Genomic DNA, 12,450 nt, shown 5'->3' on the forward strand with positions numbered 1-12,450 from the left:
TCATCGCCGGCCGCTCAGACTCTGAGAGGGGCTTGCCGTCCGCCGCGGAGTCATATGCGACCTCGCCGAATGAGAGTAAGATTGTCTTCGCTGTCGGGTTACCGGCAGGCATGAGACATCCTGGGGAGGGGCCATGAGAACAACCGAGCTGAGCTACCCGAGCGCAGATGGCGCGTCGAGCGTCCATGCGCTGATCTGGGAGCCCGACGAAGATGCAGCGCTGTCGCGGCGCGGCGTCATTCAGATCGTTCACGGGATGTCCGAGCATATCGGTCGCTATATCGAGTTCGCCGAGTTCCTGACCGCTGAGGGCTTCTCCGTATGCGCGCATGATCAGGTCGGTCACGGTGAGACCGCATCCCGCGAGGCGGACCTGGGGCATATCCCGCTTCGTCGAGGAAAGGATATCCTCATCGCGGACGTGCACAGCCTGCGCACCCGGGCTGCGGAGGTCCTCGGCGCAGATGCGCCCTACATCATATTCGGCCACTCCATGGGGAGCTTCGTGACTCGTGTCTACGCAGCCGAGCACGGCACGGGAGTTGCGGCGGCCATCATATGCGGCACAGGCCAGCAGTCGCCCATTCTGACAGTCGCGGGGACCGCTATCACGCATGTCATCGCAGCGATCGAGGGCGAGCGCCATCGCAGCCGTCTCGTGGATGCGCTGGGGGTGGGGTCCTATGCGAAGGCCATCAAAGGCGCAACGACAGAGCTTGACTGGCTCTCGCGTGACCCCAACGTCGTCTCAGCCTACATCGCCGATCCCGCGTGCGGTCAGATGTTCACGGTCGGGGGCTATGCGACCGTTGCCGCGCTGGTGGCGTCTTCGCAGAGGGTCGCTCTCACGGAACGGATCCCGCGGGATCTGCCTATGCTGTTCATAGCCGGGGCGGAAGATCCGGTGGGTGCATGCGGTCGCGGTGTGCATCGCGCTGTCGAGCAGTATCGCCGAGCCGGTATCAAGCGGGTCGACGAGATCATCTATCCGCATGCGCGTCATGAGATCCTCAATGAGACCATCGGGACCGACGTCCGTCGCGACATCGTCTCTTGGTTGAGCGAGCGCGGGATATAAGGCTCCCTGAGCATCTGCTCACATGCCTTCGAGCTCTGAGGTGCAGTGCGGGCAGCGGATGGCATCTTGGGCGATCTGCTCTTTGCAATAGGGGCAGATGCGCGGCACGGGAGCGCTGTCCTCATCGTCGGGCGCTGCGAGCCCGACTTTCCGAGCGGCAGCCTCCCTCATGTCATCGAAGGAATTCATCGCCTTCACGATGGCGAACACAGCAACCGCCGTGATCAGAAACGTTATAACCGCCGAGATGAACGCTCCGAAATTGATGACGTTGCCCCGAAGCGAGATGGCGAGGCCGGGCACATCGATATCGCCACCGGTCACAAATGAGATGAACGGCCGGATGATATGTTCGACGAGTGCGTTCACCAGCGAGGTGAACGCCCCGCCGACGATGACGCCGACCGCGAGATCGATCACGTTGCCCCGGCTGATGAACTCTTGAAACTCCTGTACGATTCCTTTTTTCGCGTCCTTTTTTGCCATATCTGCTCCTTCGTGTCTCTTTCACATCATTCCCCGCCAGGCCCCCCGACACCGGGAATGGTACAACGCGCGATGCGATCTCGACAGCGTATCCATGAGAAGCCGATGATCGGTTATGATGCGCGCAGTGCTTCGGGCGAGACCGGGGCGCACGGAAGCGCGGTCGCCGCGTGCGGGAGTATAATGCACTCGGGGATCGCCGGCGGCTCGGGTGCAAGCTATGACTCGACGGGAACGGATGGATGATGCACAGGCGCGAGAATCTCGGTCGTACGCTCATCATCGCGAATCCCCGTGCCCATGCGGGAGCGGCCGATGTCGTCGCTGCTGACCTGCAGCGCTTTCTCGAACTGCATCATCAAGACATCGTCTCATTCGAGCTTGTGCGCACCGAGCGTCCCGGACATGCCGCAGAGCTCGCCTGCGATGCGCAAGGCTATGACACGGTGCTCGCTCTCGGCGGTGACGGCGTGGTACACGAGATCGTCAACGGCCTCATGAAGCAGCCGATGCATTCGCGTCCGAACCTTGGTCTGGTCCCAGTTGGTTCGGGCAACGACTACGCTCGGACGCTCGGGATGGATCCCGGGGCTTCGGAAGACTTCGCGAAGCTCTTTTGCTGCGAGCGCGTGAGCATGGATGTCGGTCGCATCAGGTTCTGGGACGATCTCTCCGAACAATCCGGTGCCTCGGGTGGTAAGGGGTTCTCATCCGAGCCGCACTGCGAGGAGTTTTTTGTCGAGACATTCTCGGTCGGGCTCGATGCCGCGATCGCACTCGGTTGCGCGATGCTGCATGAGAGAACCGGACTCAAGGGGCATGCCCTGTACACGGTGAGCGGGCTCGATGTGTTCATCCGGCGCTATCGCAGGTATCCGCTGAGCGTCTCATACGATCGCGAAAAGCCTCGCGAGATATCCGCATTGATGCTGGCGGTTCAGATCGGGCCGACGTACGGATCAGGATATCGCGTCTGCCCAGATGCCGATCCCGCAGACGGGCTGTTCGATATCTGCTGCGCCCAAGGCGGCATACCGCGCGCTCAGGCGATCTCGCTGTTTCTGAGATCGAAGAACGGACGTCATATCGCCTCGAAGCGGATCGATCTTCGTCGCGCGCGCCGGGTCGAGCTCGTCTTGGACAGTCGCGACTATCCCATTCAGGCTGATGGCGAACGCATCGTGGCTCGCCATCTGATCCTGGAGTCGCTGCCACATGCTCTCAGAGTCCTCAGGCCACTGCGCACCTGAGGCATCAGGGCCGCGCTCGCGGCTGGCACCGCGCTCGACGGCGCGCAGACAGATCATGAGGTGCGCCGTCATCTCACGCGGAGAGCGCCCCTCGGACAAATGTCAGAATGGCTCGCTCCACGTCCTCGATGTTTTCCAGCCGATCATCTCCGAGATAGATTCTGAGCCGTTCTCGATAGTACTCGGAGGAGAGGGAGAACTGATACATCATGAAGATGTTGTCGATGCACAGGGCGAACACCCTCTCATCGGCATCTGGGCGCACGATGCCCGCGCGCTTGCCCGCGCGAATCAGCTTTCCGGCGACATCGGGGGTGATCATCTCGATCTTGTCCGACAGCCTCACCGACATCGAGGAAAGGGCCTGGGTTGTCATATCCAGATACAGCTGGTTGAGCTTCGGGTATTCGAGCGCGAATCGCCGGCATGCCACAAGCATCTTGGCCGTGTAGTCGAAGATGTCGGCGCTCGAGTCGGCGATGTCGTACAGCACGCCGGTCATGAGGCGATACGCGCTGTTGACGATCGTGAAGTACAGATCCTCCTTGGAGGCGAAATAGCTGTACATCGCACCGATGCTGATGTGCGCATCGCGAGCGATGTCGTTGATGCTCGTCGCGCTGTACCCGTGTTCGGCGAAGAGGTTGATCGCCACGTCGAGAACCGTCTTGCGCCGTTTCTCGGTCGTTCGATCGAACGCATCCTTGTGAAACCTCTCTGCGCCGCATTCGATGCGATCGCCCATCGTGTATTCGCCCGCTCCCTTTGTCGTTGCCTCGTATCCGATCATACGCTGATCTTCTCGAAGATACGCTGGAGTTCGGCGGCGCCTAGGATTCGAGGTACCGGATAGAGCGGATTGGCCTCCCGGAGCGCATGCCGCGTGAGCTCACCGATGTCACAGGCGTCTATCTCGGCGATCCCGGTCGGAATGCCCATGTTCGCATTGAGATTGCGGATGGCCGCGATGAATGCCTTCGAGCAGGCACTCAAAGAGAGCCCGGCGTCTGCGACACCGGTTGCCAGCGCCAGCTCGGCGAGACGTTTTTGCGCGGCGTCACCATAGGCTTCGAGCACGACGGGCAGGGTCACGGCGCAGGCGAGTCCGTGCGGCGTGCCGTAGCGGCCGCCGAGCGCGTGAGCGACGGCATGAGCATAGCCGACATAGGCCCGGGTGAACGCGACGCCGGCGAAGTAAGAAGCCCGCTGCATGGCGGCGCGCGCCCGCAGATCTCCGCCGTCTCGGTAGGACGTCTCGAGGTTCTCGAAGATCAAGACCGCCGCTCTTGTGGCCATCGCTCGGGTCCGGCGCGTGTTGCTGCGACCGATGTATGCCTCGACAGCGTGCGTCAGCGCGTCCATGCCGGTCGTCGATGTGATCGAGGCAGGCAGACCGACGAGGAGCGCCGGATCGAGCAGCGCCAGGCGCGGGATGAGCGAAGGGTCGTTGATGACGAACTTGTCATGCCCATCGGGATCTGACAAGACGGCGGCGAGCGTCGTCTCGCTGCCCGTACCGGCGGTCGTGGGAACGGCGATAAGCATCGGCAGGCGGTGATGGACCCTCAGCAGGCCGCGAAGCTGTCGCAGGGTACGCCGAGGCCGAGCGACGCGGCAGGCGATTCCTTTGGCGCAGTCGATGGGGGAGCCGCCTCCGACGGCTATAAGGGCCTGACAGCCGGCTGCGCGGTAGCGCTCAAGCGCGGTCTCGACGTTGTCGATCGTAGGATTCGCGACGGTCTCGTCGAAGATATCATAGGCTATACCATGTTCCCCGAGCGCCTCTGTCAGCGAGTCGATAAGGCCGAGCTCGCGAATCGTGTGATCGGTGACGATCAGCGCCGATGCGATACCGGCATCGGATAGCCGATCCGGCAGAGCCGCGAGACTTCCCGCCCCCTCGATCAGCTCGGGAACCCGCCAAGGCAGCGCATAGGAGACAAGGCGCAGCAGCAGTTGGTAGCCGCGGTATAAAATGATATGCATCTCAGACCCCTTGCGTGCGTTTGACATACATCACGATCTCCCGTTGAGATTTGATTCGCGCATGCCCCGGACGATCGGCAACTCGGCGATCGTCGCGACGACAATGAGAAGCATGGGCACCAGCGCGCTCCCCGAGAGTTCTCTCATCTGCTCGAATAAATAGACGAACAGCACGCCGGAGATCTGACCCATCAGAAGGATAATGCCCAGCGAGGTGCCCTCTTGAACAGGGTAGGCGACTTCGGAGCCGTGCTGGAACAGAATGGGTGCGACGCCCATGATCATGAAACCGGCCATGGCGGCGATTCCGGCGAGCGCAGCGAAGCTGTGCAGGAGCGCGAAGCCGAAATACGCCGGGATGAGCACGATGATGGAGCAGACGAAAAACGGAATGCGCGCTCTCATCCGATCCGAGAGCACCGGCAGCGCCACGGCGCCGATCACCCCTGCGACGACGAACAGCGCGCCGATCACACCTGCCTCGGACGAAGTTATGCCATTCGGGAGCAAGATGGTCTCGAGTACGGTCAGCACCGTGTTGAAGATCCCCATGGAGATGAAGCAGACGATGAGCACGCGCAGATATGCGCGATTCGCGAACAGCTTTCTGATGGAGGGAACGCTGAAATCCTCCTTGACGGCGACGGGGCCAGGCGGAGGCGTAGGCGGCCGCTCCTTTGTGCATGCGACGCTCACCACCGCCGACGCGACCGCGATGCCGGCGAAGACCCACATCGTGTAAGCGATGCCGCGCTGCTCGACCAGGATCGGGGAGATGAGCATCGGCACCGCGAAACCGACGTATTGCGCCATCGTCAGAATGCCCGCGGCCGTTGAGCGCTCGTTGGCTGGAAACCAGTTGGCTGGTACCTTGGTTGAGATATTCAGCAGAAACGGCTGGCCGATCGCGATGGCGAACTGAGCTGCGAGCACGATCGCGAAGTCATTGGCAAAAGCGGCGCGCACGACGCCGAAAACCGATGTCAGCAGCGCACCGACGATGAGCGAGGGTCGATAGCCGATGCGGTCGATGGCCCAGCTGGCAGGTACGGTGAATACGATGAACATGAGCATGTAGCTGACGGACAGAATGTTCACGCTCATGGCGTCCACGCCGTAGAACTCCTGCGCGCTGCTGCTGACGGGTGCCAGAGACAGCCACATGATCTCGGTCGATACGATCATGGGGAAGATCGAAAACAGGATCACCCATCTGTATTTTGACACCCTTGTCGGCGCGATTCCGGCTTCCATGTGTCGCTCCGTTCTCCTCACTGAGACAGTCGGGTCCTGCGCTGCCGCCGTCTGCGTCTCCGCTGAAGATCAGACTCCGCGATCGATTCCATGCAGAATCTGGCCTCTAGGGGAAGACGCTGCGTATGCGCTTCGCCTTGGCGATCCTGTCGATCGCCGTCATGTAGGCGCCCATGCGCAACGTCGTCCCGTGGTCGCATCTGCTCTCCCATACCTCGTTGAAGGCCCTGATCATGATCTTCTCGAGGTTGCGATTGATCTCGTCTTTGTCCCACGTGAGCGCTTGGATGTTTTGCACCCACTCGAAATACGACACGACGACGCCGCCGGCGTTGGCCAGGATGTCGGGCACGACGAGCACGTCGTTGGCTTCGAGAATCTTATCGGCCTCCACGGTCGTGGGCCCGTTGGCTGCCTCGACGACGATATTAGCTCGCACGTCGTTGGCGTTGTCGGCGGTGATCTGATTCTCGAGCGCCGCCGGGATCAGAAGATCGGTGTCGATCGCCAGCAGCTCCGCGTTCGTGATATGCACGACCTCGGCTGCATCGTAATCCTGAAGCAGCGCGCCGGGGTGTTCGGCCAGAAATGCGAAGATCCCCTCGACGTCCAGACCATTGCCGCAGTGGACGCCACCGCTCACATCGCTGAGCGCGACGATGGAGAACCCCTTTGAGCTCATCAGCCTGGCGGTGACGCCGCCGACGTTTCCGAGTCCCTGTATGGCGACGCGCGTTCCCTGTACCGGTAGACCCAGACGGTGCAGGATCTCTTCGGCGATCATGGTGACACCTTGTCCGGTCGCGTCATGGCGACCGAGCGAGCCGCCTATCTCAATGGGCTTGCCCGTCACGACTCCGGGTACGGTATAGCCTTTGAACATGCTATAGGTGTCCATGATCCACCCCATGACCTCAGCGTTCGTGCCGACGTCGGGTGCTGGTATGTCGCGCTCGGGTCCGATCAGCGGCAGTATCATCGCTGTGAACCGGCGGGTCAGCGCCTCGAGTTCGCGTCTCGAAAGCTCGGAGGGATCCACCTTGATGGCGCCCTTGCCGCCGCCATAGGGGATGTTGACGACCGCGCACTTGAGGCTCATCCACGCCGCCAGGGCGCGCACCTCGTCCAGATTCACATCTTGGTGGTAGCGAATTCCGCCCTTGCATGGACCGCGAGAGCTGGAGTGCTGAACGCGGTAGCCCTCGAATACGCGAACGGTCCCGTCGTCCATGCCGACCGGGATCGAAACCTTGAGCTCGCGCTCGGGGTATTTGAGGCAGACGTAGTCGTTCTCGGGTATCCCGAGCATCTTGGCCGCCCGCTCCAAGACCTCAAGCATGTTGTCGTAGGGGTTGTACGTCTTTTTCATATGCCGCTCCTTCGTATTGTTCCGTCTTGAGCCGTTGCCGTCGTGTCAACTTTCTCCTATGAGCCCCCGTTCAGGATACGAAACGCCTGGCGATTCGTTTTGTACAGTTCGCGAAAGACTCGGAAGCTCCGATCATAGACGTGTTTGACCGCCGGATCGCTTCTGTAGACGCCGACGGCGTCGATCAGCCCGCAGGCGTCCTCGACGGAAGAAAAGATCTTGAGTCCGACGCCGGCGAGCACCGCTGCACCGAAGGCTCCGACGTTTTGCGGATCCTTAACGGTCTCGACATCGACGCCCAAAACATTCGCCAGCATCTGACAGGTGATGGGTGCCAACGCCCCGCCTCCGACGAAGCGCACGACAGGGGAGGTGCGGACATGCCGTCGCTGGGCCTCGAGCTGCCAACGCAGGTGGTAGCAGATACCCTCCATGACCGCATGGATCAAATCGCGCTTACCGGTCTCCAAGCGGATGTTGAAGAACATTCCGCTTGCGCTCGGGTCTTCGAACGGGCAGCGATTGCCCTCGAGCCACGGCGTGAATATCACCCCGCCGCTCCCGGGGGGCACGTCGCGGGTCTCAGAGAGCATGAAATCATACAGATTCGTTGTGATCGCTTCCAGCGATTCGTTGACCGGAGTTTTTTTCAGATAGATGTTGATCTCATCGAGCGCGAGGTGGTCCTTGACCCATTCCAGGCACTTGCCAGCTGTCTCGAGTTCTGCGAAATAGTTATAGGTCGTCGGGCTCGCGCCCACCACCGATGCGATCATCGAGCTGAGGTCTACGCGTCGCTTCTCGACTACCGTTGAGACCCAGCCTGAGGTGCCTGAGTAGATATGGGTCGATCCCACGGCCGCCGCCCCCGCGCCGACGCCGATGAGAGAGGCGTCGCCGCCTCCTCCGAAGACCGGGGTTCCCTCGGCGAGTCCGAGTGCGCGGGCGGCTCGATCGATCAGAGGTCCCACGTTGTCGGTGCCGTCGATGATACGCGGGAGATGATGTATGTCGACGCCGAACATGGTGCACATCGTCGGGCTGAAGCCCGCCTTGTGGCTCCTTGTATCGAGCAGCAGCGTGCCGAAGGCGCTGTCACGGGTCATCACGAATCTTCCGGTGCACCTGAGAATCAGGTACTCCTTGATGTCGAGCCATTTGAAGACCTGGCCAAACACATGCGGCTCATGCGCTTTGACCCAAAGATATTTCCAGACAGGGTCCTTCACGCTTGCCGGCACCGCGCCGGTTATGGCAAGCGAGCGAGCGAGCTTGATCGCGTTCATGCCCGCGATCTTGGGGCCGCGACCGAGGCCGTGCTCGATCTCGCGGGTGGCGCGCTGATCCATGTAGCTCATCATGGGTCGCACGGGATTGCCCTGCCGATCCACCAGGACGAGCGCCTGCATCTGGGAGCACAGCGAGATGCCGTGGATTTCATCGGACGCGAGCCCGCTTTGCGCCATGACCGCCGAAGAGGTGGCGCACATGGCTTCCCACAGCTCATCGGGATCTTGCTCCGCTGCGCCGCCCTTCTCGATGTTCAGCGCGTAACCCGCCATCTTCGAGGCGACCAGCTCGATGCCTGAGGCGCTCACATCGTAGATACAGGTCTTGATTCCGGTCGTGCCCACGTCGCAGGCCATGATGAGATCGCTCACGTCCGCCCCTCCCGTCCTTTGATGCGCTCGGTGGCCTATCTCGCTGGGACCTTGATCTGCTTGGAGTATTTCTTGAGGTAGACGATGCGCATGAGTCTGCAATCCAGATGTTTGAGCGGCACCGCGCCACCCAGGAGCGCGCCCCACAGATAGGCCCGACAGTTCTTCTCCACGATCATGCGTATCGCATGGGCGTCATCGGCGTTCGCGGCGCAGCACAGCGCGCCGTTTCCGGCGAGCAGCACCGCAGATGAACTCGTGAGAGCCGATGCGGCTCGTCCAGCCGCATCGGATATCGTTCTCATCCGCGTGCCGACGATCTGCGCGAAGTCGTCGAGCAGGGGCCGCATCGTGATGCCCGCGCGCGATACGGCGATGACATCGGGATCCGCTGCGTGCACGATGCATCGGATGCGGGGATTTTTCGCATAGACGCTGCGGTGCAGTCTCTGCTCGCGGGTGAGCGCGGAGTCCGGAGCATCCGGAGCGATCTCGACGCGGCTGCCAGCTTCGGTCAGAACCATGCCCTCGGGTGCGCGCTCGCTGTTTGCATAGCTCGCATACCGCGCCTCAAGGTCTGCTCGGGCGACATGTGAGTTCGCCGACAGGATCTCGACGGCGCGCCGTCGCATCTCATCGTCCAGATCTCCCGCATCGCACTGCTTCGCATCTGCGCGTCCATCCAGATATCGGTCGCACGCGAAACGTCTGGCTGCGGTCTCGAGATCGCGCGCGGCCGAAAAGGCCGCCTGCTCGTCTCTGCCGAAGCAGACCGCGCCGTGATGGCTCATGATGATCGCGTGTCCGCGGGTGGATTCAAGCGCGCTGAGCACGTTTTTGCGCAGCGTCTTGGTACCGGGCAGACCGTATGCGGCGCAAGGGATCGTGCTGCTGAGTTCGGTGAGATCCAGTGCGGCATCGATAGAGGACAGTCCCGCTGCGCTCACGGCAGAGGCGTTTATCTGGTGCGTGTGGATGATGAAATTGACCCATGGTCTCGCGGCGTAGATCTCGGCGTGGACGCCCTTCTCGCTTGAGGGCTTCGTGTCCCCGTCCCAGCTGAGATCGTCGATGCGGACGGGGACCATGTCATCTGGTGAGAGCGAGTTGTAGTCTCTGCCGCTTGGCGTGATCACGAACCGGTCGGCATCGAGCCGGCAGCTCACGTTGCCCCAGGTCCTGGCGATGAGGCCCGCGTCGATGAGGCGAATCCCAGCCTTTACGAGCGCCTCTCGGGCGCATTGCTCCTCCATGGCTTCCACCTTTCTTCGGTACCAGCGCTCGATTATCGATTCACGCGGTCCCTGTTTCCACGCGCTCCACGGTATCGAAGACTCGCCCGAAGCGCTCGAGCGCGTCATCGATCATCTCCTCGGTGTAGGCTGCGCTCGTGTACAGTCTGCTGCCGGCCAGCGTCACGAGTCCCTCGGCCATATAGGCGCAGCCCATGTGCTCCATCTCCGCCTTGCGAAGCGACGTCTGCTTCAGGACCTCAGGGATCTTCCAGGGCTTGGACCAGTCGATCGAGAAGTGCATCGTCCCCACGGTCTCGAGATGGCATACCGACCCTTGGTTGAATGCGACGAACGGCAGGTTGTGTTCCTCGATGAGCCTCTTGAGACCGGCTGTGAGCCGATCTCCCATCTCTCCGGCGCGCCTCGCCGCATCGGTTCTCTCGATCTCGCACAAGGTGAAATAGCCCGCCACGCAGCTGATCGGGGTCGCCGCCAGCGTTCCGCCGATCAGAGCCTTGTGCACCTTCGGGCCACCGGCGATGCCGGCCGACAGATAGCTCATGTAGGCGCGCTTGCCGCCCAGCCCGCCGGCCCCGGGGTAGCCGCCGGCCACGACTTTGCCGAATACCGTGAGATCGGGATCGACATCGAAGTAGCCCTGCGCGCCGGCCATGCCGATCCGAAATCCTGTGACGACTTCATCGAAGATGAGCAGTGCGCCGTATTTGCGGCAGAGGAATTCGACGCCGCGGTTGAAGTTCTTGTCGACGGGCGTCGTGCCGCTCTCCGGTCCGATCGGCTCGATCATGACGGCGGCGGTGCCGCCGTGGTGCTGGTTGCGCTTGAGAACCCGTTCGAGGTCCGCGAGATCATCGGGATAGAATTCCTGCGTATCCTTGAAGATGTGACGCGGTACGCCGTGGGCCTGCGTCCACTTTGAACCTGGGATGCGGATGCCGAAGGCGAGCTGATCGCTCCAACCGTGATAGGCTCCGCCCATCTTCACGACGTTGCGCTTCTTGGTGGCGAGTCTGGCGACGCGGATGGCGGCCATGCACGCCTCGGTGCCGGATCCGAGCATGCGGAACATCTCGACCGATTTCATGGAGTCGCAGATCTTCTGAGCCAGCCGGTATTCGTATTCGTGGAACAGCCCCGTGCTCGGTCCGCATTCGTTGAGCAGATCGATGACCTTGCTGCGGACCTCGATCGGGTTTGAGCCGAGCACGGTGGGACCACCGGCCTGAAGGAAATCATAGTATTCGTTTCCGTCGATATCGTACAGCTTTGCTCCCTCTGCCTTGGTGAATACGAGCGGAAAGGGATGGTTGAACGCGAGGTTGTGCTGGACGCCACCGGGAATGACCTCCTTGGCGCAGGTGATCATCTCCTTGGACCTCGCGCACCGCTTCTCGAAATACTGCTGCTCATACGCTTCGAGAGCCGTTTTGTTCACCGAATAGATGGGTTTGGCGATCAGAGCGTCGAGCGCTTGGTCGATCTGCTTCGCATCCGGATATTCCGATATCGCGAACCTGGTGTCCATATATGCCTCCTTGAGAGCTTTTCTGACGGTCGGATCGAGAATCTTGCGATGAGTGTGAATCTATCGAGAACGGTATTCCTTGATCTGAGCTGGAACAAAGTTTAGAGCGAGCGCTCGCTCGATCTATAGGAGCAACGTATTCTCATTTGCGGCGAGGCGCAAGGCTCAAGCTGAGAAGTCCCGTGAACGGTCGGTCTGATCGGTCGATGTGCATTGTCGCGTTCTGATTTCGAGGCGCACGCGGTGCCGCCTCGTGAAAACAAAAGCAGGCCACCGCATCTGTTCGCGATGGTCTGCGATCTCTCTTGGAGCGGGCGACGGGAATCGAACCCGCTTCATCAGCTTGGAAGAGCCTCGATATCTAGCCTTCTTGCAGACCACCGCGGCGAAGAGATCGATCGGTGCGACCGCAGGCGTATTCATTCGCCGCTCGATCACATGTCGCCGTGGAATCTCGGAAAGCGAGACGCATCCTAAAGAAGATGTCCAAGTAAGTGTTACCAATACAGTCGGGCTCTGGCTATTGTGAGAGAAGATGAGAATCCCCTATCAAGAGATCACTCGGCCGGATGGTCCCGATGGAGT

The 12,450-nt window shown here is 61.3% G+C and carries 10 protein-coding genes; 2 read left to right on the forward strand and 8 right to left on the reverse strand.

The window, feature by feature from the left end; genetic code table 11:
* Positions 1-133 precede the first annotated feature (133 nt).
* Positions 134-1,078: an alpha/beta fold hydrolase gene (locus tag CORGL_RS04000; RefSeq protein ID WP_013708643.1), complete on the forward strand. Its 945-nt coding sequence runs from the start codon at positions 134-136 to the stop codon at positions 1,076-1,078.
* Between the two features lie 18 nt (positions 1,079-1,096).
* Here CORGL_RS04000 and mscL read toward each other — a convergent pair whose 3' ends face one another.
* Positions 1,097-1,564, reverse strand: a complete 468-nt coding sequence (mscL, locus tag CORGL_RS04005; protein WP_013708644.1) for a large conductance mechanosensitive channel protein MscL — start codon at positions 1,562-1,564, stop codon at positions 1,097-1,099.
* Positions 1,565-1,806: 242 nt separating this feature from the next.
* Between mscL and CORGL_RS04010 the strand changes: the two genes are divergently transcribed.
* Complete coding sequence (locus CORGL_RS04010; protein WP_013708646.1) at positions 1,807-2,814, forward strand: diacylglycerol/lipid kinase family protein; 1,008 nt, start codon at positions 1,807-1,809, stop codon at positions 2,812-2,814.
* A 73-nt stretch (positions 2,815-2,887) separates the two neighbouring features.
* Here CORGL_RS04010 and CORGL_RS04015 read toward each other — a convergent pair whose 3' ends face one another.
* The 7 genes from CORGL_RS04015 to CORGL_RS04045 form a co-directional block, all read right to left on the reverse strand.
* Positions 2,888-3,604 carry a TetR/AcrR family transcriptional regulator gene (locus tag CORGL_RS04015; protein ID WP_013708647.1) on the reverse strand — a complete coding sequence of 239 codons (717 nt, stop codon included), beginning with the start codon at positions 3,602-3,604 and terminating at the stop codon, positions 2,888-2,890.
* Positions 3,601-4,800 (reverse strand): iron-containing alcohol dehydrogenase, encoded by a 1,200-nt coding sequence (locus CORGL_RS04020; RefSeq protein WP_041738581.1) that lies wholly within the window; start codon positions 4,798-4,800, stop codon positions 3,601-3,603. Before CORGL_RS04020 ends, CORGL_RS04015 begins: the two co-directional genes overlap by 4 nt.
* Before the next feature lie 30 nt (positions 4,801-4,830).
* Complete coding sequence (locus CORGL_RS04025) at positions 4,831-6,054, reverse strand: MFS transporter (protein ID WP_013708649.1); 1,224 nt, start codon at positions 6,052-6,054, stop codon at positions 4,831-4,833.
* Between the two features lie 106 nt (positions 6,055-6,160).
* Positions 6,161-7,423, reverse strand: coding sequence for a Glu/Leu/Phe/Val family dehydrogenase (locus CORGL_RS04030; protein WP_013708650.1), 1,263 nt, complete (start codon positions 7,421-7,423; stop codon positions 6,161-6,163).
* A gap of 56 nt (positions 7,424-7,479) precedes the next feature.
* On the reverse strand, positions 7,480-9,084 hold the full coding sequence (locus CORGL_RS04035) for a xylulokinase (protein WP_013708651.1): 1,605 nt from the start codon (positions 9,082-9,084) through the stop codon (positions 7,480-7,482).
* A 35-nt stretch (positions 9,085-9,119) separates the two neighbouring features.
* Entirely contained in the window at positions 9,120-10,337 is a 1,218-nt protein-coding gene (locus tag CORGL_RS09360) for a class II aldolase/adducin family protein (protein WP_013708652.1), read from the reverse strand.
* 40 nt (positions 10,338-10,377) lie between these two features.
* Positions 10,378-11,865: an aspartate aminotransferase family protein gene (locus tag CORGL_RS04045; protein WP_013708653.1), complete on the reverse strand. Its 1,488-nt coding sequence runs from the start codon at positions 11,863-11,865 to the stop codon at positions 10,378-10,380.
* Positions 11,866-12,450: the final 585 nt, after the last annotated feature.

Source organism: Coriobacterium glomerans PW2 (genome assembly GCF_000195315.1).
Taxonomy (GTDB): domain Bacteria; phylum Actinomycetota; class Coriobacteriia; order Coriobacteriales; family Coriobacteriaceae; genus Coriobacterium; species Coriobacterium glomerans.